This is a genomic window from [Clostridium] hylemonae DSM 15053 (assembly GCF_008281175.1).
In the GTDB taxonomy this organism is placed as follows: Bacteria; Bacillota; Clostridia; order Lachnospirales; family Lachnospiraceae; genus Extibacter; species Extibacter hylemonae.
In genome coordinates this window covers 2,581,976-2,608,937 of record NZ_CP036524.1, presented here as the reverse complement: position 1 = coordinate 2,608,937, position 26,962 = coordinate 2,581,976, and the positions used below count along the sequence as shown (strand labels likewise).

Genomic DNA, 26,962 nt, shown 5'->3' with positions numbered 1-26,962 from the left:
AGTATATTTACAACTATTATAATCCATATAAAGAATGTAATCAATAAAATTATGGAATAAAAATAAAATAAATTTTCATATAAATATTAATATATTAAAATTATAGGCAATTAAAAACAAGGGTGATACAAGAAAAAACGCCTTAAAATAGCTGAAAAATCAAAAAGCAACGATATGTTTACAGGTGTTATTTTTGCTTGACATTACAAATATAAGAAAATATAATTACATTATAAGTAGTATCAAGGTAAAAAACCGGTTTTGAAAATACCATGATCAACAAAGAAAAGAGGTTTGCACATTCATATGAGAAGATTAGGAGGAATCTGAGATGATGAAAAAGACAGTAGCTTTATTCATGACAGTATTGATGGTATTTTCTTTGGCTGCCTGTGGTTCTGGTTCGGATGGAAAAGGAGATTCAAAGAAGGAGGAAGATGAAAAAGGCGGGGATTCTGAAGTAGTGCTTGAATTCCAGCAGTGGTTTGACAATGAGATGGAAGAAGGGTATCTGCAGAGTATCTGTGATGATTTTTATGAAGAGACGGGAATTAAGATAAAGCTTTTGAGCAATCCTTATGCAGATACGAAGACGCAGCTGGAGGCAAGCGCGGCGGCAGGCACGATGGCTGATATTGTGGCTCTGGACGGCGGCTGGATCTATGACTACGCGAAGCAGGGGCTGCTGGCAAAGCTGGACGGGCTGTATGAGGACACCGGATTTGACGCGAAAAGTGTTGCGGAGGGCACAAAGGTAGACAAAGCTTTGTATGCGCAGCCGATCGTTAACTTTCCATCTATGATGGCCGTTAATCTGGATCTGCTCAAGTCTGCGGGCGTCGACACTCTGCCCGAGACGTGGTCTGAATTTCAGGAAGCTTGTGAAAAGGTCACGGATTCGGGGGATAATGTGTACGGGTTCTGTTCTAATATGAGTACGGATAATGCGACCAGCGTAGAATATCTGACCGCTTTCGCCTGGAATTCAGGCTGTTCTATCCTGACGGACGACGGAAAACCGTTTATAGCAGACAATGAAGTGCTGGCAGACACATGTGAATTCCTGAAGGGGCTCATTGACGCAAAAGTCACTTCTCCTGGAATATACACAATGACTGACGCTGACAAAGTAGAAGAATTTACAAACGGCAGAGTTGCGTTTATCGCAGATTCTGTGGCACATATGTCCAATATACGTGAACAGGCTCCGGACATGAACTTTACATATATGAATATGCCGCATAAGGATGACTACAGCGGGGACAGTTATGTGCGTGTCAATAACTGGGCGGTAGGAATAGGAGAAAACTGCAAATACAAAGAAGAAGCTGCGAAGTTTATCGAGTACCTGCTTTCTCCGGAAGTAAATGCGGATCTCTGTATCCATGCCAACGCGTTCCCGGCCAACTCGGAGGCAGAGCCGCAGTATGAAGATGATTCGGATGCGTTTAAGGCAATATACGATGTATATATGAACAGTAATGGAGTGGCGGAGTATTATTCAATGCCTACCGCAGAGGCGCTTATGAGTGCGTTTATTGACGGATTGGTCATGTACTTTGACGGCGATTATGACGATGTAAACGATATGCTGAGTGAAGTTCAGACTCAGTTTGATGCAGCCTATGAATAAGGAAAGGAACTGAAAGGCAGGAGTTCCGCGCAGGAACTGCGCGGGACTCCTTTGCAAATTTACAGGTTCCTGACGCTGAACCTGTAAATATAACGGAAAGGATAAATGACTTATGTTTGATAAAACGGAAAGCAGAATGTTGAAAAAGTATCGTTTGCCGGGACGGCAGATGAAAGGAATATATCCTTATGCGTATGTGGCGCCCGTCTGTATCCTGCTGCTCGTGCTTCTGTTCGTTCCGATCGGCATGGTGATCTCTTATTCTTTTTTCGACAATGTTATCGTGACAGATAATCCTGTTTGGGTGGGAATGGCCAACTACAGCGCCATTTTGTCGGACACTGTGTTTGCAAGATCGATAAAAAATACGGTCATATTTGTGGTGATAAATGTAGTCTTCCATATGGCGATCGGCATGACCCTCGCCCTTATGATCAATGCCAGATGTCTTGGGAAAACAGCTAAAGCGATTTTTCGTATCGTGTTCATGCTGCCCTGGATGTTTAATGCGACGGTGATTGCGATCCTGTGGAAACTGCTGCTGAATTCGCATGGAGTCGTGAATTATCTGCTTTCTGTCCTGGGCGTGATAGCAAAACCGGTAGAATGGCTCAGCGACCGTTCGGCCGCCTTGTGGGTGCTGACTTTCATTAACATATGGGCGGGGTATCCTTTCTATATGATAAGTATATTGGCAGGACTTCAGGGGATATCGGATGATCTGTACGAGGCCGCGGGGATCGACGGGGCAAATGCACGGCAGAGATTTTTCTATATCACAATTCCGCAGTTGAAACCGATTCTGGTCAGCATTGCAATGCTGGATTTTATCTGGACAACTCAGAATTTTTCGCTCATCTGGCTTTTGACGGCAGGCGGACCGGCCCACGCGACGGAAATGATGAGTACCTATGTGTATAAAACTGCGTTCCAGAGCTTCCAATATGCAAAGGCGTCGGCTGCCGCCGTGCTCATTCTGGCTGCCTGTGTGATACTGGCGGTATTCTATGTGAGGAACCAGACGAGAAGGGAATAGAAAGGGGAGTTGGCAGTGAAAACAAAAGTACATACAAAAGCAGGATTGTGGGCAGGGCTTATTGCCGCGTCGCTGTTTTCCGGTCTCCCGGTCCTCTGGCTGCTGTCCAGTTCGTTTAAGTCAAACGTCAACATTTTTGCCCACCCGCCGAAGCTGATAGACGGAAGCTTCAGTCTGGGAGCGTATATATCCGTGCTGGGCGATCCGGAAAAGGTGAGGTTTTTCCTTAATTCATACGGCATTGCCGCAGTGGTAGTGCTGTGTACGCTGGTCATTGCACTGCTGGCGGCGTATGGATTCAGCCGTTTTGAGTTCCCGGGAAAAAAGATCATCAATACGGTGATCATAAGTGTGCAGGCGGTTCCGCCGATCACGCTGCTGATTCCGTATCTCATATTGATCGTAAGGCTCGGAGTCTATGACAGCCAGCTTGCGCTTGTGCTCACTTATGTCGTATTTACTTTGCCCTATGCGATTTTGATGATGACAGGCTACATGAACACGATGCCCAAAGAGCTGGATGAAGCGGTGCTGATCGACGGGGGAACCCACTGGAAGGCGTTGTGGAGAGTGCTTGTTCCGTCGTCCGTTCCGGGAATGGTCTCGGTGGGGATGTATACATTTATCCAATGTTGGAATGAATATCTTTATGCCCTTACACTGACGAAGACAAATGCGATAAGGACGGTTCCGATTGGAATAGCTTCCATGATGGGGCAGTACGCATTTGAGTGGAACGATATCATGGCCATGAGCATACTTGGTTCGCTCCCTGTGATCGTAATTGCCCTGTTTTTCCAGAAATACTTTATAGCAGGCATGACGGCCGGGGCGGTCAAAAACTGATGAACAGATAAAAAAGAAGAGGAGGATCAGAGGATGAAAAGAGTATCGGCCAATAAAAGCAGAGAGGCATTGCCCTCAATTATACTGGGAACAATGCGGATCGAGGGAATGAAAGAGGCGGAGGTTGAAAACCTTCTGGAAAACGCGATTGAAAATGGCACAAACTTTGTGGATACGGCGAATTGTTACGGGGAAAAGGAAGGCGGCGTGGAGTCGCTGCTCGGGAAGACCTTCCGGAAATATCCGGGACTGCGCGACAAGATCGTGCTGCAGTCAAAAGGGGGTATTACATTTTACCCGGACGGACGTCCGTTTCATAATTATTCAAAAGAGCATCTGCTGAGGACGCTGGACGCCTCCCTTGAGAGGCTTGGGACAGACCATCTGGATTATTTTCTGCTGCACCGGTCGGACCCTCTGTTCAGACCGGAGGAGATCGCAGAAGCCTTTGAGATCATGAAAGAATCCGGAAAAGTGCTCCATTTTGGCGTGAGCAACGAGGTCCCTACTGGTATAGAACTGATGCAGAAATACTGCAGCGTACCGATCGAAGTGAATCAGATGCAGTTCAGCATTGTGCATGCGGATATGTGCGTGCAGCCTGTCGCCACGAACAATCATGACTTTTATGCTGTGGACCGGGACGGGGGAATCTTGAATTACTGCAGGCTGAAAGAGATTCAGCTGCAGGCGTGGTCTCCGTTCCAGTATGGTTTTATAGACGGCGTGTTTATTGATAATCCGAAATATGAAAAAGTAAATGCGGCGATGGAAAAGGTGGCAGAGCGTCACGGCGTGTCGAAGACGACCATTGCAGTGGCGTGGATCCTGCGTCACCCGGCGGATATGCAGGTGGTCTGCGGGACGACGAAGACAGAGCGCTTTAAAGAGTGCTGCAAGGCATGCGACGTAGAGCTGTCCTATGAGGACTGGTATGAGATATATTTGGCGGCAGGCTACCCAATTATGTGATATATGTTAGAAAAACGGTTCTTTCATTCAGGAAGAACCGTTTTTGCTGAAACGATGAAAATTTTATCCCGCGCTGTGTAAAGACGGCCGCTATATCCGTTCTGCTTCGATCAGGCGGGTGCATTCGTAATAACGGTTGACACGTTCTTTGCTCTGATAATTTCCGGCGATCAGGTAAAGGCAGTCAATGAGAGAAAACTGCGGCAGGTTCTCGGACATGGGCTCGTAGCAGATGATCTCGCCCTGGTTTGCAAGATTGTTGTAGTTAAACCCGGTGATGATCAGAGATTCTGCCTGCTGAGCAAGCGGAGAGTCCTGAGAGCTTGTAATGGCAACAGTCGGGACACCGTGTTCTCTGGCGTATTTTATACAGTTTACAACAGGCCTTGAATGACCGAAATTGCTGATGCCGACTATGAGGTCTTCCGGCTGCGCCATTCCGATGGCCGGCAGCATACTGTGGGGGTCTCCGTAGCAGCTGCACAGGATGCCGAGACGGTCAAAACGGTTGCAGGCGCTCTGGGCCGCGATATAGGAACGGCCTTCCCCAATAAATATCACATGCCGCGCGCTGCAGATTTTCTTTGCAACTTTATCCATAGTAGGAAAATCCATGAGGGATAAAGTGTCTCTCAACATCTCTATTTCGCTTTGGATGACATAATTGCATATACTTTCCGGCGCGGATGACTCAGACATGGCGATCTCCGATGATGTGACAGAAAGCTGGTCCTGGCCGGCGAGGAGGTATTCCTGCAGGCTCTGACGGAATGCTTTGAAGTTTTTATAACCTAATATCTGAACAAAACGCGTCACAGAAGCGGCGCTGACATTGCTTTTTTCTGCAATGTCACCGATCGAACAGTTCAGCAGGCTTTGCGTGTCGGTGATCAATATATCGGCAATCCTCCTCATGGCAGGATTGAAATGCATGTAATGAAGCTTTGTGGCCAGAATAGGGTTAGTTAGAGAATTCAAAAGAAAACCTCCTTAAATGTTATTGGAAATTATATCCATATTTATTTTACATCAAATTGAATCATATTGAAATGAAAAACGTCTAAAAAGTCATTTCCGCCCGTTTTATAATATGGTTTTGGTATACTTCGTCCAGTTCTACGAAATACCCGCTCCATCCCCAGACTCTGACGATAAGATTTTTATAGCTTTCCGGATGCCGCTGTGCGTCGATGAGCCGCTCCCGGTTTACGGCGTTTAGCTGAAGCTGATGACCGCCGAGTTCCATGTAGCTTTTCACAAACATGGCACATTTGCGTAAGGCATCTCTGTTCCGGAAGGAAGAGTCGTGCAGTTCTAGTGTCAGAGGACCGCCGTTGGCGGCTTTTTCCAGGTGAGGCTTTGCAAAAGATTTTATAATAGATACGGGTCCTTTGCAGCGGGCGTATAAAGAAGGAGAATAATTACAGGAAAATGGTTCTCCGGCGTTGCGTCCGTCGGCTGTGGCGGGGGTTTTTCTGGAGTGCCAGATGTAGTACATGGCGGAGGCTGTGCCCGGGCGGAAGCGGCCGCCTCTGTCGTTTCTGTGGCTGTCCAGTGCCGCTGCGAACGAGTCGATGAGCTGCACGGCGATGCTGTCTGCATAATCATCGTTGTTGCCCATTTTTGGCGCTTCGTACCGGAGGATGTTCTGTTCGGCCTCGTATCCTGAGAAATCCTTGTGCAGCATTTCGGTGAGCTGGGAAGCAGTAAAAAGCTTCTCGTCAAATACATATCTGCGGACGGCTGCCATGGAATCTGCAGCGCAGGAAAGGCCGTCGCCGTGGAAGCCGTAATTATTGTACTTGCCCGGAGCGGATATATCCCGTATTTCGTTCAGGCAGTCCGGGCAGAGCAGGCTGAGGAAAGGCGAAGGCTCTTTGTAAACGTTTTCCGTAGATTTCATCAGCGCATCCGCCTGTCTGACAATATTTTCCTGTACGAGGCGGGCAAAATCGTCATAGTCACCGCACGACTCCAGATGTTCCGCGGCTTCGCTCACCGCCTGCGGGAAGCAGAGACTGTCCCAGTTGACGAGGTCCATGTAACCTGGAATAAGTATTTCCCAGCATGCAGCTATTGTATACCGGTAAGCATCGGTCTTGTCATAGCCCCACTTGAGAAGGGCGGGGATGATGACCTCGTCGTTCGTATACTGGGGGAACCCAAGTCCTTTTTGGGTGAGTGTTGTCGCCAGTTCGTATGTTTCGAGCGGGGTATTCCTGTGAACTCTGAGATTGATCTTCGGATCTATCAGGCAGAGCTCCCGGCTTGCGATCAGGCACAGTTCTGAAAGTTCGTTGTAGTCGTCTGTTCCGTCCGGCCCGGATCCGCCCAGTACGACGGTCTGGCCGTTGTCACCCTGCTGTATGCCGATATACAGATCGCTGTCCTTGTTGCAGGAGATGAAGAACTCCTCCAGTAATTCCAGGGCATCGTCTTTAGTCAGTCTGCCGGAATCCAGATCGAGCCGGTAATATTTATACAGATACTGGTCGATGCGCCCCAGTGTATTGTGGTAATTGCCATTACACCAGAGTGTATAGTGAAGCAGCCGCAGAAACTGCAGTGATTCAAGAAAGGAACGGGGCGGATTGCGGGGGATGCTGGCAAAAGTTTCTGCTACGACAGCATTGCCGGCAGACGCGGCTTCCGCGCGGTATCTGTCTGCCAGTTCCTCCATGCACAGCAGGGAGTCCAGCATCGCGTCCAGAAGTGAACGCTGCTCTTTTGTGATGTTTTTGGACATCTGAAGCTTTATTTTTTCTTTGACGGCGCCGGACCCGGCTTCCATGAACAGTTGATAGTCGGGACACATGTTGAAGACCCGGCCGTTTTCGTGAAAAGCAAACTGGGCTCTCAGCCGTTTGTCTTCCTGTTCTGTGTGAAGCTCGGGGACCGTCGGAAAAGTTCTTAAAAGAGCGATCCTTTCGCTGGGCAGTACGACGGGTTTTTCGTGTTCCAGCACATATCTGAGGCGGAGAGACGCCCGCGCTGTGTCGCTTATGCCCTGCCGCGACCACTTCCCGGCCTGCCTGTACGGGTCCTCGGCCGGCTGGCGGTACACTCTGTGGGATTTGCCTACGATAAAATAATCATATAGTTTTTGGATATAATTGCTTTTCATATGAACAGCCTCCTATAAATGTGTACATGGGATTCCATATTGCCTGAAAATATCTGTGTTCAGGCGGGGGTTACTGCTGACGGAAAATCCGGGCGTATAAGCAAGACCTACCATTGGATATTTTGCGCCTGCCGTGAGGTGGTAGGGGAGCAGCTCCACCTGGTCAAGCGCCGGTGCGTTTTTGAGGAGACGCGCGGCGGCGTCCAGACTGGCGTCGTCATCATTGACGCCGGGGATAACGGGGATTCTGACGGTAAACGGACGTCCGCTTTTCTTTAACCGTTCTAAATTATCCAGTATCGGTCTGTTGTCCGTGCCTGTGTATCTGCGGTGCATGCCGGGGTCTGCCAGCTTCAGGTCGAAGATGATATGATCCATTTCGTCGAGGACGGATGTGAAGATCTGGGCGCTGCAGTATCCGCATGTTTCTATACATTTGTGAACGGTGGGCATCAGGCTGGAAAGTTCCAGCAGAAAAGCGGACTGAAATGTAGGTTCTCCACCTGAGAAAGTGATTCCGCCTCCGTTTTTGCGGAGGAAATCTGCGTCCCTCATCAGGAGGGCGGCCAGTTCCCTGGAAGAGTATTTGTCTCCGCATATTTTCCGCAGATGAAGCGGGCAGACCGGGACGCATGATCCGCAGGCGTTGCAGTCCATGCCGCTGCGCGGGCAGGCCGCGGTGCATTTTCCGCAGTGTACGCAATTGTTTACTGCTGTCATCAGCTGAGGGGCGAAAGAGAGACCTTCAGGGTTGTGACACCATGTACAGCGCAGGGGGCAGCCTTTGAAAAATACGGTAGTCCTGATTCCCGGCCCATCGTAAAGCGCGAACTCTTTGATGTCGAAAATAGTGCCTGTCGTCATGGAAATTCCTCCCTTGGCATAAACGGTTAACAGTTTACTATATTATAGTATTGATAAACAAAAATTTCAATAAAAATATAAAATATAAAAATAAATTTTCAAATATAATACATTATAACAAAAGAAAAATAATTATAAATAATGGAAAAACATAGGAAATGCTTTATAAAACAGCTGTAAAGTGCTGGAAAATTAGATATTAAAATCCTTGACAAAATATATTTATGAAAATATAATTACATTATATATAAAATATGTGTAATTATTGTTACATTGAGTAGAACGATGAATCTTAGATAGGAGGAAAAAGACATGTTAATGAATATGGAAAAAATATTATCGGCCGCGAATGAAAACTGTTTTGCGATACCGGCTTTCAATACGCCTACGAGCATGATACTGCGCGGGCTCATTGAAGCAGGAGAGGAGGCTGACGCGCCGATGATCATTGAGATACATCCGGATGAACTGGAATTTGCCGGTGAATCTTTTTTAAAGTCAGTCATTGAGGAGGCACATAAGACACATATTCCTGTGTGCATACATATGGATCATGGTTCACGCAAAGACCAGATAGTAAAGGCGATCCGGTGCGGGTATACTTCTGTTATGATAGACGCTTCCAGCCGGCCGTTTGAAGAAAATGTCAGCATCTGCCGTGAGGTATGTGAACTGGCCCATGCGGTAGGAGTGTCAGTGGAGGGAGAACTGGGCACGATAGGGACGACGAATCAGGATATTGAATCGACGACGAGTACGGAGATACGTTATACAGATCCGGAGGCTGCAAAAAGGTTTGTTGAGGAATCAGGCGTAGATACGCTGGCTGTCGCCATAGGAACATGTCACGGTATCTATCCGGAAGGAAGGCAGCCGAAACTTGAACTGGAACGGCTGAGAGAGATAAAGGAGAAAGTAGGCATACCTCTTGTGCTGCACGGAGGCTCGGCAAACAGGGACGAGGAGATAGCCGAGGCGTCCAGAATGGGGATCAACAAGATCAATATATCCAGTGATGTCAAGGACGCGTTTTACCAGAAATGCAGAGAGGTGCTGCAAAACCCGTATTTGAGAGAGCCGGAGGACATATACATGCCGTGCATTGCACAGATGAAGAAAGTGGCGCTTCATAAGTTTGAACTTCTCGGCACCGCGGGCAAGGCAAAGCTGTATAAATAGCAGATCGTAAAATAACCGCTTTCTTTTGTTCTTTCCGCTAAAGAGTGGTATAATAAAACCAAAGTTATAAAACTCTAAAGGTGGGATACCATGGCAGAAGACAGGACAGGCGGCAATACAATTCACATATGGAAGCTGGCAGTGCTTATAGTAGGACTGGCAGCTTTTGTCCTTCTTCTTGGAGATGTGACCGGAAGCTACCGCCTGGAAGGGGTGGATATAGCTGTGTGCACGGCGGTCCAGTCACTTCGGTGTCCGTTTTTGACCGGATTTTTCAAAGTGATGACGAATATGGTACATCCTGTGGTGCTGCTCATTATCAGTATGGCCATGATACACACGCTCAGGCAGCGGCAGTATCTCATTGCGCTCTTTGTAAATCTCGTTCTGGCTGTGCTCCTCGATCTGGCTGCCAAAGGGTGGATCATGCGGGAGCGCCCGCCCCAGGGACAGCAGATGATCGCAGAGACAGGATACAGTTTTCCGAGCGGACATGCTATGCTGGCCGCCAGTTTCTATGGGTTTATTCTCTTCCTCATATGGCAGACGAAGAAGAGCAGGACTTATAAGACAGCCGGTACGGTTATCTGTCTGACGATGATCGTACTGACCGCTCTTAGCCGGATCTATCTCGGCGTACACTATGCGACCGACGTCCTGGGAGGTTTCCTTGCGGGAATGATCTACCTTATCATATATACGTCTGTAGCCAGACGGTATTTTGCAAAAGGGATACCCGGCCGGGGGCAGAGTGAGGCGGAGATCAATCCGCTCCTTAAGAGCTTTCAGTATGCGTTTGCAGGAATTATAACCGGGCTGAAAACAGAGCGGAATATGATGATACATTATTCGGCTCTCGGGCTGGTGGTCGTATTTGGAATCACGCTCAAGCTCTCTGTGACTGAATGGTGTATCTGCCTTATTCTGTGCGCCCTTGTCATCTCGCTGGAGCTTGTCAACACAGCGGTGGAAGCTGTGGTGGACCTTGTGACGAAGGAGCACAGGCGGCGCGCCAGGATCGCCAAGGACACAGCGGCAGGAGCGGTATTGATAGCCGCGATGACAGCGGCTGTCATCGGAGGGATCATATTCGGCCCGAAGATACTGGCGCTGTTTGCTCTGAAATGACGGAGGAGGTGGATGCATGACGGAACGAAAAGAAGTGATCTCTCACTGCCTGGCTTTTCAAAATGTCTATGAGGACTATCCGTTCCGGGACACGGACTGGTGCGTGGTCAGGCACAAAGACAACAGAAAAGTATTTGCCTGGATTTTTGAAAGAGAAGGGCATATATGGGTAAATGTAAAATGCAGCCCTGAATGGGCCGAAGTGTGGCGGCAAACCTATCCGTCGGTACTGCCGGCATATCATTTGAATAAAAAACATTGGAACTCTATTATCCTTGACGGAACTGTGCCGGATGAAGAGATATGCAGGATGATAGGTGATAGTTATGATTTGACAGGAGAAAGGAGAAAAGAGAATGGATAACTTAGGTGAAAGTTTAAAAAAGGTAATGCTGGCAGGAGTAGGCGCATTGGCCACAACGGCGGAGAAGTCAAAAGAAATTCTGGATGACCTTGTAAAAAAGGGAGAACTGACAGTAGAACAGGGCAAGGTGCTCAATGAAGAACTGAAGCACAATGTAAAAAAGGCAGTGAAAGATAATGTCACGGTAAAAGTAAAACCGACCACGCCGGAAGAGCTCGGAGAGCTGCTTGACAAGATGACGCCGGAGCAGATAAGCCAGCTTAAGGAGCTGCTCGAAGGGCTGGAACAGGAAGCAGACCCAAAATCTGAGGGAGAGATGACAGAGGAAGGCCCGGAAGAAGGAAAGAGCGACGGAGCGTCAAATGAGTAAGGAAACATCAACAGAATACGGGACAAGGCTTAAGGAGATCATGTCTGTCCTGAAAAAGCACAGTATCGCCAGGGGTGTTACACCGGAAAAGCTGCGTCTCATACTGGAAGATCTCGGACCTACTTATATTAAGCTCGGCCAGATCATGTCCATGCATTCAGATGTTTTGCCGAAGCGGTACTGTGATGAACTGATGCGGCTTCGCTCGGACGTAAGCCCTATGCCTTTTGAGCAGGTCAGGGAGGTGATCGAGGCCTCCTACATGTGTCCGCTCGGGGAAGTGTTTCAGGAGATCGACGACGCGCCGCTTGGCTCGGCATCTATCGCCCAGGTACACCGGGCAGTGCTGGAAAGCGGGGAGAAAGTCGTCGTTAAAGTGCAGAGGCAGGGAATCTATGACACGATGTCCCGCGATATAGGGCTGCTCCACAAAGCGGTCAGATTTCTGCCGCCGGTCAATATGAAGGGACTTGTAGATCTGGACCTTGTGCTGGATGAACTGTGGAGCGTGGCGCAGGAGGAGATGAACTTTCTGAACGAAGCCTCTAATATGGAAGAATTCGCAAGGTTAAACAGGGAAGTCGCATTCGTGGATGTCCCTGTTTTGTATCGGGAATTTACGACCGGGCAGGTGCTCGTGATGGAGTATATCGACGGTTTTGGAATCGATGAGAAAGAGCGTCTTCTGGAAAATGGTTACGAACTGGCGGAAGTCGGCAGCAAGCTGGCGGACAATTATGTAAAACAGATCATGGAGGACGGCTTTTTCCATGCGGATCCTCATCCGGGCAATGTAAAGGTGCGGGGCGGAAAGATCATCTGGATCGATATGGGAATGATGGGGCGCTTAAGCCCCCGCGACAAAGAACTGATCGCGGGCGCCGTGCAGGGCGTGGCAGAGAATGATGTGGGGCAGATACTGGAATCCGTTATGGCGCTTGGTGAGTTTAAAGAGAAGCCAGACCAGAGCCGCCTGTATGCGGACATCGGAAATCTGCTGACGAGGTACGGGACCACGGATATTGGAAAGATCGACATTGCCGGGATCATAGAAGATTTAATGGAGGTGATGAAGGACAATAAGATCATCATGCCTCACGGCCTCACCATGCTGGCAAGAGGTATGTCGCATATGGAGGGTGTTATTGCAGATATCAGCCCGGAGATCAATATGGTCGAGGTGGCTTCCGCGCGAATCGCGGGCAATCTTCTGGCCGGCGGCAGATGGAAAAAGGAGTTGAAAAGCGGGGGGAGGAGCATATACCGCTCGATCCACAAGGCGCTGGATATCCCTGCGCTGGCGGCGGACCTTCTCAGAGGCTTTTTAAAGGGGCAGAACCGGATAAATCTGGATCTGCACGCGACAGAGGATCTGAACGCCATGCTTACAAAGCTTGTGAAGAAGCTTGTCATGGGATTCCTCGTGACGGCCCTTCTCATAAGCTCCAGCATCATATGTACCACGGATATGAAACCGAAGCTGTGGGGGATCCCCGCGCTGGGTGCCTTTGGCTATCTGCTGGCGCTGGGACTTGCTGTATGGATCTTTCTGAGTCATATCCATACAAAGAGAAAATAGAACATACAGATACTGACTTTTGACGGCATATCTTTTGATATGCCGTCATTTTTCCAGGAGGTACAGGAAACTTTCTGCATTTTACGGTTGACTTTGACGTCGCGTAAAGAAGTATGCTTGGTTTGGACCGGAGGAGGTGATGAAAATGGAGTATAGTATAAGAGAACTGTCGGACATGGCCGGAGTGAGTGCACGCACTCTGCGCTACTACGATGAAATAGGTCTCTTAAAGCCGCTCTCTACCACAGAGGCCGGATACCGTTATTACGGCAGAAACGAAGTGGCATTGCTGCAGCAGATCTTATTTTACCGGGAGCGGGGATTTGACCTGAAGTGTATACGGAGTATTCTCTATGAGGACGGTTTTGATATTATGAGCGCATTGGAGGATCACCTTCTGGGGCTTTACGAGGAAAAAAGGCACGTGGATGCCTTGATCCGGACAGTAAAGCAGACCATATCGTCAATGAAGGGAGAATGCAGCATGAACGATAAAGAAAAATTTGAAGTGTTCAAAGAGAACATGGTAAAAGAGAACGAAGAAAAATACGGAGCCGAGGCACGTCAGAAGTATGGAGATGAATCTGTGGATGCGTCCAACCGGAAGGTGCTGAACATGACAGAGAAAGAGTATGAACGGTTTGAAGAACTTGGCGGCGAGATACGCAGACTGCTGGAGGAAGGCGTCCGATCAGGTATAAAACCGGACGGTGAAGAAGCCGGCAGCATTGCGGCGCTGCACAAAGAATGGCTCTGTATGACCTGGAAGCAGTATACGCCTGAGGCGCACAGAGGTATCACACGCATGTACGTGGAAGATGAACGGTTCCGGGCATACTATGACAAGGAAGAACAAGGCTGCGCGGCACTGCTCAAAGAGGCTGTGGACCACTGGGCAGACTGACGGGAACGGCAGCCGGGGCAGCGATCCTAGCGGCGCGGAAGTTATCACGACTTTGTGATTATTGAATAATTGCAGTACCTCTCATATGACGGTATAATAGAGTCAGCGATCGAATATAAGAGGTGCACTATGCAGAAAATATTAATTGTAGAAGATGATATAGAACTGAATCAAGGTATATCCTATTCCCTTGAACGGGAGGGGTATCTCGTCATATCTGCACATTCCCTGAAGGAGGCCAGGCGCCTCTTTTGGCAGGAATGTGCAGATTTGGTTTTGCTCGATGTTAATCTGCCTGACGGAGAGGGATTTGCGCTCTGCAGGTGGATGAAGGAGCAAAAGGAGATTCCCGTGATCTTCCTCACGGCCCGGGATATGGAGGAGGATGCGCTCAACGGTTATGAGACCGGCGCGGACGATTATGTGACCAAGCCGTTTTCCATGAAGATCCTGCTGAAAAAGATGAACGTCATCTTAAAGCGCGCGGACACGGGTGCGAGAAATATATATGATGACGGCTTTTTGAAGATTGACTTTGACATGGCAAAGATGGAAGCCGGAGGAACTGAATGTGCGGTGACGCCCACAGAATTTCGGATGCTGCGCCTGTTCACAGACAATGCCGGGCAGCTGCTCACCTATTCGGTACTGCTGGAACAGTTGTGGGACTGCGACGGCCAGTTTGTAGACAGGCATACGCTTGCGGTGAACGTAAACCGGCTGCGGGGCAAGATCGAGGATGAGAAGCACAAATATATATCAAATGTTTACGGGATGGGGTATCAATGGCTGAAGTAATCATTCCCGCACTCTGTTTTGCCGCGGCAGCAGCCCTTATGTGGCACCGGATGCGGGAGCTTAAAAGAGACATCTATACATTTACGGAAAAACTGGAGAAGAGTCTGGACGTGATGGAAAAGGGGGAGGAGCTGAAAGAAAGCGGACTTCCCGAAGATACACTGTGGGGCAAGACAGAGGGGAAGCTTGTGAAGATAAATCACATGTGGCATCAGAAATATGAGGAAAACAGCAGAGAGAAGAGACAGATGAAGGAACTTATATCTGACATATCCCATCAGACACGGACGCCTGTAGCCAATATGAAGCTGTATCTGGAACTTCTGCAGTCAGGGGCTCCTGACTCTGAAAAGTACAGTGAATTTCTTGGAAAGATGGCGGGGCAGACAGAAAAGCTGGATTTCCTCCTCCAGGGAATGGTCAAGATGTCCCGCCTGGAGGCGGGTATCATTGAGATACAGTACCAAAAGGCGCGTATATTTGAGACACTCGTGCGTGCGGCTGAGGCGGCAGTTCCCGCCGCCGGGAAAAAGGGGATCAAGATCAGTGTGGAATGCGCTGAAGAGATACAGGTGACCCACGACGGGAAATGGACGAGCGAGGCCATATTCAATATTCTGGACAATGCCGTAAAGTATACAGATCCGGGCGGAACAGTGCATATAAGCGTAACGGAGCAGGAGTTCTTTACAAAGATAAGCGTTAAGGACAGCGGAAAAGGCATTGCACAGGAAAGGCAGCCGCTTGTATTCCAGCGGTTCTACCGCGAGCCGGAAGTGCACGGTGAGGAAGGGATCGGCGTAGGGCTGTATCTTGCAAGAGAGATCATAACACGTCAGAAAGGATATATAGAAGTGCGGTCCGAAGCGGGAGCGGGTTCAGAGTTCTGTATTTATCTTCCGAACGGGATATAATAAGGGATTGCCGGAAGAGTCACAAGTCTGTGATTCTTCTTTCTTGTGAACGGTTTGTGATTTTTTTCAGATATGCTTGTTGTAAAGAAGAAAGGAGACAGAAAAGATGAAGACATGGATCGTAGAGACAAAACATCTGAAAAAGTATTATAAGCTTGGAGAAAATACGGTAAAGGCACTGAACGGCGTGGATTTTCAGGCGGAGGAAGGTAAGTTTACCGCTATCGTAGGAAAGTCGGGCAGCGGTAAGAGTACGCTGCTCCACATGATAGGCGGGCTGGATACACCGACAGAAGGACAGGTGATCGTGGACGGGAAAGATTTATCCCGCATGAACAAAGAACAGCTGGCGGTCTTCAGGAGACGTAAAGTTGGATTTGTGTTCCAGAGCTACAATCTGGTACAGGACTTGAACGTCTATGAAAATGTCATCCTGCCGATCGAGCTGGACGGCGCCCGCGTGGACAGAGAGTTTGTGGATGAAATACTTAAGCTTCTGAAGCTTGATGAAAAGAGGGAGGCGCTTCCGTGTACGCTGTCCGGCGGGCAGCAGCAGAGGGCGGCCATAGCCCGGGCGCTTGCCTCAAAACCATCTATCATACTTGCGGATGAGCCGACCGGTAATCTGGACACCGGGACAAGCCACGATGTTATGGGGCTGCTCCGGGTGGTCGCAAGGCAGTTTCACCAGACGCTCGTGCTCATCACGCATGACCAGGATATTGCGCAGCTGGCGGACCGGATCGTCCGTATCGAGGACGGCCGGATCGTGAAGGGAAGTGAGCGTCATGCTTAAGAATAACAACGGCAGAATAATCACAAAGCTGGCGCGGCGTTCCATGGCAGGAAACCGGCGGAGAAACGCGGTGATGGCTACGGCCATTCTGTTGTCGGCCTTCCTTCTGTTTACCATATTGACAGTTGGCATCACTTACTTTAAGATGCAGACGCGTCAGGAGATGCGGATGAAAGGGGCGGATTTTGACGCGGTTCTTATCGGAGGATTTACAAAGGAGCAAAGACAGCTGTGTGAAGAGAATGCAGATATCACAACCATCGGCACAGAAGCAAAAGCCGGTTACACGGAAGAGACAGACGAGGATGATACGCTGCATACGATCCTTATATGGAGCGACGACACTTATTGGAACACGCAGAGAAAACCGGCAGTAGAACGGATGGAGGGAAGATATCCGACAAAGGAAAATGAGCTGCTGGCAACCAAGGCCGCCCTGGAAGACTGCGGAAAAGGGGATCTGGGGACAGGAGATTCTTTTGCGCTTACTTATCAGGACAAACATGGCACGCATACGAAGGAATTCATCATATCAGGCATATGGGAAGGCTATGGGGACAACAAAGTATTCTATGTGTCAAAATCATTTTTTGAGCAGTCCGGATATAAATTTTCTGATACAAACTCCGGCATTTTGTACCTGAATTTTAAATCTGTGCTGATGACGGAAAGGGCACAGTCGGATTTCAGGGATTCCCTGGAACTTGGAAAGCAGCAAAGGCTTTTTTACTCATCCGGGGTGGAAATGTCTGTACAGATCGTGGCAGGACTTGCGGGACTCATCATCATGACCTGTCTGAGCGCGTACCTGCTCATCTACAACATCCTGTACCTGTCGGTGTCGGGCAGTATACGATATTACGGCCTTCTTCAGACGGTCGGGATGACGGGAAAGCAGATACGGAGGCTGATACAGAGACAGATGCTCATGATCGGGACCGCCGGTACGGCCGGAGGGATCCTGCTTGGATCAGCGGTATCGTTCTTTCTGATCCCGAAAGTCGTGAAGCTGATGGGCATACGTGACGAGGTGGAGGTCGCCTTTCATCCGGCGGTCTTCCTGCTCAGCGTTGCCGTCGCCGCGGCTACCATATACCTTGGCAGCCGCAGGCCCGCCAGGATCGCGGATTCCGTATCTCCGCTGGAGGCGCTCGGCTACCGGGCGGTATCAGGGAATAAGCCGTCGCATAAGACGGGAAAGGGGAATATCCTGTGGAGGATGGCTCGGGAACAGCTTGGAAGGGATAAGAAAAAGACCGGTATCGTCATCCTGTCCCTGGCAGCCTGTCTGTCTGTATTTCTCTGTCTTGTCACAATGATCGAGAGCCATGGAGCCCGGACGATAATGTCCAATTACATGAATTCAGACCTGATCATTTCCAATGATACGCTGAGAAAAGAAGACACGTCAAAGTGGGCCCGAATAATAGATAAAAAGTTTATTACAGGGATCAGGGAGATGGACGGTGTAAAACAAGTGCATCCCATGACGAGCACACAGATCATCATCCCGTGGGAGCCCGGGTTTTCTGATATGTGGATGAAAGAATTCTATGAGACGTGGATGGACCACAGCTACGGACAGGACGTTGAAGAATACCGGCAGCATCCGGAAAAGTTCTACACCTTTATGTCCGGGATCGACGAGGAAGAATTTGATTATGTGAACAGTACGCTGGAAAAACCGGTGGATAAAGAGAAATTCATGAACGGAGAGACGTGCCTCATATACAGGGATGATCTGTCGCTTAAGCTGTCTGATGTAAGAGGGAAAAAGCTTGCTTTTACTCCGTATGATGACAGCGCACAGTCGTACAGCATGGAGATCGGTGGTATGGTGGATGACGGGTATTATGCATATATGACAGGTATGGCGCCTGTGATAATCGTAAGTGACGCGTTCGTGGATAAGACCGTTGAAGATCCATGGATCTCCAGAGCAGGCATCCAATATAAAGAAGAGTATGACGCGCAGACAGAGGCGCAGATAAAGGACTTTGCGGAAAAAGGCCCTCACGGGGGAGATGTGTCATATGATTCAAAGATAGATACTATGAAGTCGGTCAAAAAGGCACAGGGCAATATGATGGGCGTAGGGATCGGGATAACGCTCATACTCGCGATGATAGGGATCATGAATTATATTAACACAGTATCCGGAAATATACAGAACAGACAGACCGAGCTCTCTGTCATGGAGAGCGTGGGGATGACGGAAAAACAGGTGAAAGGCATGCTCATCAGGGAAGGGCTGCTGTTTGCGGGTATCTCTCTGCTGCTGACAGCTACAGCCGGGCTTGGAGTCACCTATGCGTGTTACGAGTCGCTGAATTACATGGGGATCGCGTTTAGCGTTCCGGTGCTGCCCGTATTGGCAATGACGGCACTTGTATCGGCCGTATGCACGCTCGTTCCGCTGGCCGTCTATGAAGTGATAGCGGGAAAGAAGACGATCGTGGAGAGGATCCGCGGATTTGAGTAAGATCCGTGCCGCGGCAGGAAAGAACGGTACTGATAAAAAAATATGGAAGAAGGCGGGATGCGGCAGACAGAGCTGCGTTCCGCCTTCTGCTTTTTTTTGTGCGTGGAAACACAGCGCATAATATGTGCAACTTACGCCGCACAATATTGTTGGCAGGCACGTTCTCTGCTATAGTTTAGATAGTTTAAGGAGGAGGGGACAACGTGAAGATAACGATCAATACAGACCCGGCAGTGTCCGGCACGGAGATCACGGTGAACTGTGCGTACCTGACGCCGGAGGTGGAAAAGATCATCTCCATGCTGAGGATGCTGGAACAGAAGATGACAGGGATCAGGGACGGCGAGATCCACTTGCTGGACATTGCCTCGATCCTGTATATAGACACGACAGATAAAAAGACATTTCTCTATACGATGGAATCTGTCTACGAGACAGAGATGAAGCTGTATGAACTGGAAGAACAGCTGGAAGAGAGCGGGTTTCTGCGCATTGCCAAATCCTGTATCGTCAACGTCCGCCACATTACATCGCTGAGAGCGGACATTGACAGAAAGATACGGGTCACAATGGACAACAGGGAGCAGCTTCTCGTGTCGAGACAGTATACAAAACAGCTGAAAGAAAGGTTGGGGATCTGACTATGGAAGAAAAAAGAACAATATTCAGTTATTTATCGCAGGTGCTTGTTATCTTTGGGTTTACGATGCTCTGTATGGCCGTTTTTACTCACCTGTTTGGGGAGAGCGCCCGCGGGATATCGGCGCTGTACCGGCTCGGGAGCAAAGGGATCCCATTGGAGATCATGCTGGAATTTTTCGTCCTTTCTATTATCGTCGTACTGCTGCAGTATGTATTTTTTACAGATGTACTGTTTAAGAAACTGACGGCAGGGAGACGGGCTCTTGGCATGGTTGCATGTATTCTGGCGTCTGTGTGTGTGTTCATCTTTCTGTTTGGCTGGTTCCCGGCAGATATGTGGCAGCCTTGGGTGCTGTTCCTGCTCTTTTTTGCCATATGCTTTTTTGTGAGCACAGGGATATCAGCATGGAAGACAAAACTTGAGAACAGAAAGCTCCAGGAAGGACTGGAGAAAATGAAAAGGCAGTGGGAGGAAGAGAATGGAACGGAAGATCAGCGCTGAAAATGTCCGCATGAGATTTAAAGACAAAGAGGTCCTGAAAGGAATCAGTCTCTCTGTGTCCGAAGGAGAGATCTTCGGTCTGCTCGGTCCGTCGGGAGCAGGGAAGACGACGCTCATAAAGATACTTACCGGGCAGCTTGGGCAGACCGGCGGAGAAGCATTTATTATGGGTCATGACAGCAGACATCCTGACAATACGGTCTGCGCCCGGATCGGAATGGTCATGGATAACAGCGGCCTGTACGAACGTCTTTCGTGCAGAGACAATCTGGCAGTGTTTACGGATATTTACGGCATTTCAAAGAAAGGGATCGGTGAAGCACTTTATAAGGTGGGACTTGCAGATGCGGCCAAAACTCCGGTCCATAAGCTTTCCAAAGGAATGCGGCAGCGGCTCGTTCTGGCGAGGGCTCTCATGCACCGGCCGGAGGTACTGTTCCTCGATGAGCCGACAGGCGGCCTCGACCCGGCCACAGCGTCCTGTATCCACAGCCTGATCCTTGAACAGAGAGACCGGGGGACAGCCGTGATGATGACGACTCACAACATGGAGGAGGCGGCAAAGCTCTGCGGGCGGATCGCGCTTCTTAACGACGGGAGTATCGTGGAGGAGGGGGAACCGGAAGAAATATGCAGAAGATATAATCACCAGAATAAGATCAAGATCAGCTTAAACGACGGCCGCACGGTTCTGCTCGGCAATGAGCGAAGTGAGGCGGAAACGATAGCGGAGTATTTCCGCAGCGGTATGGTGGCCGGGATCCATTCTACGGAGCCGGATCTGCAGACTGTATTTATGGAACTTACAGGAAGGGGGCTTTAGGACATGGCGGGGAAAAAAATTTATGCGGTGTGGAAGAAACAGATGAAGGATACGCTGAAGAATAAGGCGGTGCTCATACAATTCGTCATGTTTCCGGTACTTTCCGTTATCATGCAGAACTCTATACAGATCGAAGGAATGCCAAAGCGGTATTTTATCATTCTGTTCGCCACCATGTATGTGGGGATGGCGCCTCTCACGGCAGCGGCATCCATAATATCAGAAGAAAAAGAAAAGAATACGCTGCGGGAGCTTCTGATGGCCAACGTCAAAGCTGGTGAATATCTGCTCGGAATCGGTCTCGGCATTTTTGTATGCTCTATGCTCGGGGCGGCTGTGTTTGCCCTGGCAGGCAAGTATACGGGAAGAGAGGCGGTGCATTTTCTTCTCATTATGGGAGCAGGAATCATAATCTCCCTGCTGCTTGGGGCAGTTATCGGCATCACGTGCAGGAATCAGGTGACGGAAGTGTCTGTCAGCGTGCCGGTCATGCTCGTGTTCTCCTTTCTGCCTATGATCGCCTCTTTTAATGAGCAGGTTGGCGCTGTCTCCAAATATGCGTATTCACAGCAGATCAGCAACTATATCGGCGCGATCGGAGAACCGGCCGCAGGAGGCGGAAATCTGGCTGTGATCTTGTGCAACGCGGGACTCTTTGCAGTGCTGTTTGTCATCGTATACCGCAAGTGCAGGCTCGCTTAAACATACTGCTTCAGGAGAGCAGTGAAATTAAGATACAAAAATGATGCCATAATCATGTATAATATTATTAATACGGGAAAGTTTTAATGAATATATGAGGTGGCTGGAATGAATAAAATATTGATCGTAGAAGACGAGGTACCTATATCCAATCTTATAAAAGAGAGCTTAAGTGATGCGGGGTACCTCTGTTTTTGTGCCTTTGACGGGATACAGGCGGCGGACATGGTAGAGCAGAAGAGATATGATCTTGTACTTCTCGATATCATGCTTCCCGAGATCAACGGGTATGAGCTTCTGGAGTATATCAGACCTCTGGGCATACCGGTCATCTTCCTGACGGCAAGGTCAGATGTGAGGGACAAGGTGAAGGGGCTTAAATCCGGGGCGGAAGATTATATAACAAAGCCGTTTGAAATCGCAGAACTGCTGGCCCGGGTGGAGACGGTCCTCAGACGGTACGGAAAGACGCAGCGCACGGTCACACTTTTTGACATTACGGTGGACACGCTTTCCCGCACAGTCAAAAGGAACGGAGAGACGGTGGCGCTCACTGCCAAAGAATATGAACTGCTTCTTTTGTTTGCGCAGAACAGAAATGTGGCGCTGTACCGTGACTTTCTCTATGAGAGAGTGTGGGGGGAGACCTATCTTGGCGACAGCCGTACCGTGGACCTTCACGTTCAGCGCATGCGCAAGAAGCTCGGTCTGGAGCACAAGATCGTCCCTGTATACAAAGTAGGATATCGTCTGGAGGCGTAGGAGTTGAAGTTTTTTTGGAAAATATTTTGCAGCACCATTATCATCACCGCGTTTACGTGCAGTGTGGGCGGATACTTTCTCATTCACTCGCAGTTTCAGCTGTCGCTGGACCGTGAGATAGCGGCAGCCTATGCTGAAAATGATATTCTCGGGCAGATTTTAGACCAGGAGCTTAAAGATCTGACGTCTATGAAGGAAGAGGTGCCGGAGATCGCCGATAATATCACGGTCAATGTATCCGGCGGCACGATCGCGTTCACGGTCAGTGATGAAAAAGGTTCCGCTGTCTACAGAAACAGCGATCTGTCAGGAAGCAGGGACATATATGGCAAGATCGGCGGAGACAACAAAGGATATGAAATATACAAAACACAGGGGAAATATTATATCCATGCGGTGCGGCCGATCTATGCAAGAGGCGAGGTGATGTATCTGGAGAGCTTCCGGGAGATCACGTACCTGTTTGAGGCAAAGAGGCAGCAGTATACGACATTTGCCGTTTTGATGGCCGTCCTTTTTGTGGGCGTGGGTCTTGTTTCCTTTGTCGTGTCCAGTCTGCTTCTCTCCCCGCTGAAAAAGCTGTCTTCTGCCACAAAGCAGATGGCGGACGGAAGCTTCAGGCCGAAGCTCAATATCGCGCGCAGCGATGAGATCGGGGAGCTGGCCTCTGACTTTGAACAGATGTCGGTGAAGCTTGAAGATATGGTGAATGAATTAAAGGAGTATTCGCGGCGGCAGCAGGACTTTGTGGACAATTTCTCCCACGAGCTGAAAACGCCGCTCACATCGATCATCGGTTACGCGGACATGATCCGTTCCAGGGAGATGGAGCCGGAGCGGCGTATGGCCTGTGCGGACTATATTTATACAGAAGGAAAACGGCTGGAGACATTGTCTCTGAAGCTGATGGACCTGATCGTGCTTGAAAACCAGGAGTTCACATTCCGTCCGGTCTATATGCGCGAGTTTCTCGGACAGATAGCTAATGCGTTTGCGCCGGTTGTGGCGGACAGCGGGATCTTATTTTCTTCAAAAGTCCGGGACGGTGTCGTAAGTCTTGAGCCGGATCTTATGAAGACGGTCTGCATGAACCTGCTGGACAATGCGAGAAAGGCAGCCGGCAGAGGAGACAGGATCTTGTTTACAGGCAGGAGGCTGCCGGACGGGATGTACTGTATCTCTGTGGAGGACAGCGGTAAGGGGATCCCGAAGGGTGAGCTGTCCAAGATCACGGAAGCATTTTACATGGTGGACAAATCGCGCGCGCGGGCGCAGGGCGGGGCAGGCATGGGACTTGCTCTCTGCTCCAGAATTGTGAAGCTGCACCGGGGAAGGATGAAGTTTGTGAGCCGTGAAGGAAAGGGAACGCGGGTGTCCGTCTGTCTCAGGGACGATAGCGCTTCCCGGGAAGACAAAGAAGGGAGAAAAAAATGAAAAACAGAACCTGGGTGGCAGTCCTTCTCCTTGCGGCCGTTCTGGGCGCCTCTGTCTATGTGCCTATCCGTCTGTCCGGCTATGAGGACAGACGGCTGCTCCGGGAAGTAAAGACGGAAAAGCTCAGCAGATCCGCAAAACCGGAGAAGTCACAGCAGGACACACTCGAAAATCTGTCGGTCATCAGCAGGGCAAGGCGGATGGGCAGCGAGATCGTATCGGGTAAAGTCACATACAATACGGCGGACAAAAAGCTTGTGAAACTGGTGGGGAACGGGCTTGAAAAACTGCTGCAAAGTGGCATAGTCACGGGAGAAGGGCTGAATTATGATATTAAGATCCTGGAAGCTGTAAAATTATATTATACACAGACAGACGGACAGAAAAAAGTACGCTGCTATTATATCGAGATGCAGTGCAGCGGATCCGGCCTGTGGCTCCTCATGGATGAAGAGACAGAGCTCATATATGAGATCAGCATAGAACCGGAGATCAGCATAGAACCGGAGATCGGCACAGAACTTAACGGCGCGGGCGCAGCGGTCAGACTGACCGAAAATGCGCAGGATAAGTGGGCGGAGTATCTCGGGATAACGTTAAAGAAGATGAGCGCGCAGCCAATGGAGAATATAGTGGTGTATGAGACAGAAGACACAGATGTTTTCTATATGTTTACCAGGCCGGAATATATAGAAGGAAATTACATCAGCATAGCAGACTCATTTTCACTTGGCTATTCAGAAGATGATGCAAATACGATGCGAGAGGGCAGTTCAATTGATGCAGTGCGGTAATAGAATATCGGTGTAATAAAGATTCCTGAAGGAAAGGGGAGATTTTTATGAACCGATATATGACCGCGTCGCCAGGGCGGGGAAAAAGAAGGAAGAGGATGATTTTTTACGGTATTTTAATGATCATTATCTGCCTGTTCGTATTTGTCTGTGGTTTTACCTGTGCGAGAGAGTTCGCAAAAACTCAGGCAGGAGCGGCAAAAAAGCCGGCGGGCAGCGCGCGCGTAAATAGCGGCACACAGGAGAATGCACAGACGGGAACAGACGCATCCGCATGGAATCTGAGGCTCGTCAATGCGTCACATCCGATCGATGAAGGTTATTCTTTCGATATCACACTGCTTAAAAATGGACAATCTGTAGATTCGCGGATATTCAGGGAGCTTCAGGATATGATGGATGCCGCCCGAAGTGAAGGGCTTTCCCCATTAATATGCTCTTCCTACCGGACAGAAGAAAAGCAGAGAGCGTTGTACGAGGCAAAAGTCGCTTCCTGCATGGATCAGGGAGACCTGAGGGAAGAGGCAGAAAAGCAGGCGGCCATATGGGTCGCCCCGCCGGGGACAAGCGAGCATCAGCTTGGACTGGCTGTTGACATTGTGGCAGAGTCGTATCAGCTTCTGGACAGGCACCAGGAAAAAACAGCAGAACAACAGTGGCTGATGGAACACTGCAGTGAATACGGATTTATTCTCCGTTACCCCACGGACAAAAGCGAGATGACCGGAATCGGATATGAGCCGTGGCACTACCGCTATGTGGGCAGAGAGGCGGCGGAGGAGATCATGCGGAGGGGGATCTGTCTGGAGGAGTATCTTGAATTGTAAAGAATGGACTGATATGTAATACAGGGCGCAGCCGTCGAAACGGCTGTGCCCTGTCTGTGATATAACGGCGAATGAAAAGCAATCTATACGGCCGGAAGTCCGGCAAATCCTTCTGCCAGGTCTTCATCGGTCGGGATATAGTCGGTCATCTCGCCGTTGTTGAATTTTCCGTAGGCGGTCATGTCGAAGTATCCGGTTCCTGTGAGCCCGAAGACGATGGTTTTTTCTTCGCCGCTTTCCCTGCACTTTATGGCTTCGTCCATGGCGGCCTTGATGGCGTGGCTGCTCTCCGGCGCCGGCAGGATGCCTTCGATGCGGGCGAATCTCGTGGCGGCCTCAAACACTGCCGTCTGCTCTATGGAGACGGCTTCCATAAGTTTGTCATCATACAGCTGGGAGAGTACGGAACTCATGCCGTGATAGCGCAGCCCTCCCGCATGGTTCGGCGACGGAATGAATCCGCTTCCGAGCGTGTACATCTTAGCGAGCGGGCATACCATGCCGGTATCGCAGAAATCGTATGCATATGTGCCGCGGGTGAGGCTCGGGCAGCTGGCCGGCTCCACAGCGATGATCTGGTAATCCTTTTCCCCTCTTAACTTTTCTCCCATAAACGGGGAGATGAGCCCGCCGAGGTTGGAGCCGCCCCCTGCGCATCCGATAATGATATCCGGCGTTATGCCGTATTTGTCAAGCGCCGCCTTCGTCTCAAGTCCGATGATTGACTGGTGCAGCAGGACCTGTGACAGGACAGAGCCAAGTACGTAGCGGTAACCGTCCTGGGAGAGGGCAGCTTCAACAGCCTCTGAGATCGCGCAGCCGAGACTACCCGAAGTTCCCGGATGTTCGGCCAGAATCCTGCGGCCCACATTGGTAGTCTCCGACGGGGAAGGGGTCACATTTGCGCCGTAGGTGCGCATCACTTCTCTGCGGAACGGCTTCTGTTCATAGGAGCATTTGACCATGTATACCTGGCAGTCCAGCCCGAGGTAGGCGCACGCCATGGAGAGCGCGGTGCCCCACTGGCCGGCGCCTGTCTCTGTCGTCACTCCCTTAAGCCCCTGATTCTTTGCGTAATATGCCTGTGCGATGGCAGAGTTCAGTTTGTGGCTGCCGGATGTGTTGTTGCCCTCGAACTTGTAGTAGATCCTGGCCGGCGTCTGAAGCGCCTCCTCGAGGCAGTACGCCCGGACGAGAGGGGAAGGCCGGTACATCTTATAGAAATCCTGGATCTCCTGGGGGATATCAAAGAACGGCGTCGTGTCATCCAGTTCCTGTCTGACGAGTTCATCGCAGAATACGCCGCGCAGTTCATCAAAAGTCATAGGTTCTAAAGTTCCGGGGTTTAAAAGAGGCGCGGGTTTATTCTTCATATCGGCGCGTACATTGTACCATTGTTTCGGCATCTCACTTTCTTCAAGGTAGATTTTGTAGGGGATTTGTTTCGTGTCTTTCATCATGGTTTCCTTCCTTTCATTTGAAATAAA

26 protein-coding genes and 1 pseudogene are annotated in these 26,962 nt (G+C 49.7%); 23 read left to right on the top strand and 4 right to left on the bottom strand.

Annotated elements, in window-relative coordinates:
- Positions 1–331 precede the first annotated feature (331 nt).
- The 4 genes from LAJLEIBI_RS12075 to LAJLEIBI_RS12060 all read left to right on the top strand — a co-directional run bounded on the left by LAJLEIBI_RS12075 (position 332) and on the right by LAJLEIBI_RS12060 (position 4,487).
- Positions 332–1,633, top strand: a complete 1,302-nt coding sequence (locus LAJLEIBI_RS12075; protein ID WP_006442358.1) for an ABC transporter substrate-binding protein — start codon at positions 332–334, stop codon at positions 1,631–1,633.
- A gap of 136 nt (positions 1,634–1,769) precedes the next feature.
- Positions 1,770–2,669 (top strand): carbohydrate ABC transporter permease, encoded by a 900-nt coding sequence (locus LAJLEIBI_RS12070; protein WP_050765536.1) that lies wholly within the window; start codon positions 1,770–1,772, stop codon positions 2,667–2,669.
- A 15-nt stretch (positions 2,670–2,684) separates the two neighbouring features.
- A complete protein-coding gene (locus tag LAJLEIBI_RS12065; RefSeq protein WP_006442356.1) occupies positions 2,685–3,515 on the top strand; it encodes a carbohydrate ABC transporter permease in 831 nt (276 codons plus the stop codon).
- Positions 3,516–3,548: 33 nt separating this feature from the next.
- Positions 3,549–4,487 carry an aldo/keto reductase gene (locus LAJLEIBI_RS12060; protein ID WP_006442355.1) on the top strand — a complete coding sequence of 313 codons (939 nt, stop codon included), beginning with the start codon at positions 3,549–3,551 and terminating at the stop codon, positions 4,485–4,487.
- Between the two features lie 90 nt (positions 4,488–4,577).
- On the opposite strand, the gene LAJLEIBI_RS12055 is transcribed toward LAJLEIBI_RS12060, so the two are convergent.
- The 3 genes from LAJLEIBI_RS12055 to LAJLEIBI_RS12045 form a co-directional block, all read right to left on the bottom strand.
- Entirely contained in the window at positions 4,578–5,465 is an 888-nt protein-coding gene (locus LAJLEIBI_RS12055; RefSeq protein WP_083790592.1) for a MurR/RpiR family transcriptional regulator, read from the bottom strand.
- 82 nt (positions 5,466–5,547) lie between these two features.
- Positions 5,548–7,611, bottom strand: a complete 2,064-nt coding sequence (locus tag LAJLEIBI_RS12050; protein WP_006442353.1) for a pyruvate formate lyase family protein — start codon at positions 7,609–7,611, stop codon at positions 5,548–5,550.
- A gap of 12 nt (positions 7,612–7,623) precedes the next feature.
- A complete protein-coding gene (locus LAJLEIBI_RS12045) occupies positions 7,624–8,475 on the bottom strand; it encodes a glycyl-radical enzyme activating protein (protein WP_040434806.1) in 852 nt (283 codons plus the stop codon).
- A gap of 312 nt (positions 8,476–8,787) precedes the next feature.
- Here LAJLEIBI_RS12045 and LAJLEIBI_RS12040 point away from each other — a divergent pair, with 312 nt between their 5' ends.
- From LAJLEIBI_RS12040 to LAJLEIBI_RS11955, 19 genes and pseudogenes are all read left to right on the top strand, one after another.
- Complete coding sequence (locus LAJLEIBI_RS12040; protein ID WP_006442351.1) at positions 8,788–9,654, top strand: ketose-bisphosphate aldolase; 867 nt, start codon at positions 8,788–8,790, stop codon at positions 9,652–9,654.
- 90 nt (positions 9,655–9,744) lie between these two features.
- Positions 9,745–10,350, top strand: a pseudogene (locus LAJLEIBI_RS19510) (phosphatase PAP2 family protein); the annotation flags it as partial.
- 36 nt (positions 10,351–10,386) lie between these two features.
- Complete coding sequence (locus tag LAJLEIBI_RS19505; protein WP_040435405.1) at positions 10,387–10,782, top strand: diacylglycerol kinase family protein; 396 nt, start codon at positions 10,387–10,389, stop codon at positions 10,780–10,782.
- A gap of 16 nt (positions 10,783–10,798) precedes the next feature.
- Positions 10,799–11,146: an MmcQ/YjbR family DNA-binding protein gene (locus LAJLEIBI_RS12030; RefSeq protein WP_006442349.1), complete on the top strand. Its 348-nt coding sequence runs from the start codon at positions 10,799–10,801 to the stop codon at positions 11,144–11,146.
- Positions 11,139–11,516 (top strand): phasin family protein, encoded by a 378-nt coding sequence (locus LAJLEIBI_RS12025; RefSeq protein ID WP_006442348.1) that lies wholly within the window; start codon positions 11,139–11,141, stop codon positions 11,514–11,516. The genes LAJLEIBI_RS12030 and LAJLEIBI_RS12025 overlap by 8 nt, the downstream gene beginning before the upstream one ends.
- On the top strand, positions 11,509–13,095 hold the full coding sequence (locus LAJLEIBI_RS12020) for an ABC1 kinase family protein (protein WP_006442347.1): 1,587 nt from the start codon (positions 11,509–11,511) through the stop codon (positions 13,093–13,095). The genes LAJLEIBI_RS12025 and LAJLEIBI_RS12020 overlap by 8 nt, the downstream gene beginning before the upstream one ends.
- A 145-nt stretch (positions 13,096–13,240) precedes the next feature.
- Complete coding sequence (locus LAJLEIBI_RS12015) at positions 13,241–13,999, top strand: MerR family transcriptional regulator (RefSeq protein ID WP_040434804.1); 759 nt, start codon at positions 13,241–13,243, stop codon at positions 13,997–13,999.
- Between the two features lie 129 nt (positions 14,000–14,128).
- Positions 14,129–14,797: a response regulator transcription factor gene (locus LAJLEIBI_RS12010; RefSeq protein WP_006442345.1), complete on the top strand. Its 669-nt coding sequence runs from the start codon at positions 14,129–14,131 to the stop codon at positions 14,795–14,797.
- Positions 14,785–15,711: a sensor histidine kinase gene (locus LAJLEIBI_RS12005; RefSeq protein WP_149301921.1), complete on the top strand. Its 927-nt coding sequence runs from the start codon at positions 14,785–14,787 to the stop codon at positions 15,709–15,711. The genes LAJLEIBI_RS12010 and LAJLEIBI_RS12005 overlap by 13 nt, the downstream gene beginning before the upstream one ends.
- Positions 15,712–15,817: 106 nt before the next feature.
- Positions 15,818–16,507 (top strand): ABC transporter ATP-binding protein, encoded by a 690-nt coding sequence (locus LAJLEIBI_RS12000; RefSeq protein ID WP_006442343.1) that lies wholly within the window; start codon positions 15,818–15,820, stop codon positions 16,505–16,507.
- Positions 16,500–18,989 carry an ABC transporter permease gene (locus LAJLEIBI_RS11995; RefSeq protein WP_006442342.1) on the top strand — a complete coding sequence of 830 codons (2,490 nt, stop codon included), beginning with the start codon at positions 16,500–16,502 and terminating at the stop codon, positions 18,987–18,989. Before LAJLEIBI_RS12000 ends, LAJLEIBI_RS11995 begins: the two co-directional genes overlap by 8 nt.
- A gap of 203 nt (positions 18,990–19,192) precedes the next feature.
- Positions 19,193–19,630 (top strand): LytTR family DNA-binding domain-containing protein, encoded by a 438-nt coding sequence (locus tag LAJLEIBI_RS11990; protein ID WP_006442340.1) that lies wholly within the window; start codon positions 19,193–19,195, stop codon positions 19,628–19,630.
- A gap of 2 nt (positions 19,631–19,632) precedes the next feature.
- Positions 19,633–20,133 (top strand): hypothetical protein, encoded by a 501-nt coding sequence (locus tag LAJLEIBI_RS11985; protein WP_006442339.1) that lies wholly within the window; start codon positions 19,633–19,635, stop codon positions 20,131–20,133.
- Entirely contained in the window at positions 20,111–20,956 is an 846-nt protein-coding gene (locus tag LAJLEIBI_RS11980; protein ID WP_006442338.1) for an ABC transporter ATP-binding protein, read from the top strand. The genes LAJLEIBI_RS11985 and LAJLEIBI_RS11980 overlap by 23 nt, the downstream gene beginning before the upstream one ends.
- Positions 20,957–20,959: 3 nt before the next feature.
- Positions 20,960–21,658: an ABC transporter permease gene (locus tag LAJLEIBI_RS11975; protein WP_006442337.1), complete on the top strand. Its 699-nt coding sequence runs from the start codon at positions 20,960–20,962 to the stop codon at positions 21,656–21,658.
- A 108-nt stretch (positions 21,659–21,766) separates the two neighbouring features.
- Complete coding sequence (locus LAJLEIBI_RS11970) at positions 21,767–22,420, top strand: response regulator transcription factor (protein ID WP_006442336.1); 654 nt, start codon at positions 21,767–21,769, stop codon at positions 22,418–22,420.
- Positions 22,421–22,423: 3 nt separating this feature from the next.
- The gene (locus LAJLEIBI_RS11965; protein ID WP_006442335.1) at positions 22,424–23,854 is read left to right on the top strand and encodes a sensor histidine kinase; all 1,431 of its coding nucleotides are present in this window, start codon (positions 22,424–22,426) and stop codon (positions 23,852–23,854) included.
- Positions 23,851–24,648 carry a hypothetical protein gene (locus tag LAJLEIBI_RS11960; protein WP_006442334.1) on the top strand — a complete coding sequence of 266 codons (798 nt, stop codon included), beginning with the start codon at positions 23,851–23,853 and terminating at the stop codon, positions 24,646–24,648. Before LAJLEIBI_RS11965 ends, LAJLEIBI_RS11960 begins: the two co-directional genes overlap by 4 nt.
- Positions 24,649–24,767: 119 nt before the next feature.
- Complete coding sequence (locus tag LAJLEIBI_RS11955; protein ID WP_147570444.1) at positions 24,768–25,475, top strand: M15 family metallopeptidase; 708 nt, start codon at positions 24,768–24,770, stop codon at positions 25,473–25,475.
- 83 nt (positions 25,476–25,558) lie between these two features.
- Here the strand turns inward: LAJLEIBI_RS11955 and LAJLEIBI_RS11950 are convergent, their stop codons facing one another.
- Entirely contained in the window at positions 25,559–26,935 is a 1,377-nt protein-coding gene (locus tag LAJLEIBI_RS11950; protein ID WP_006442332.1) for a TrpB-like pyridoxal phosphate-dependent enzyme, read from the bottom strand.
- Between the last annotated feature and the right edge of the window lie 27 nt (positions 26,936–26,962).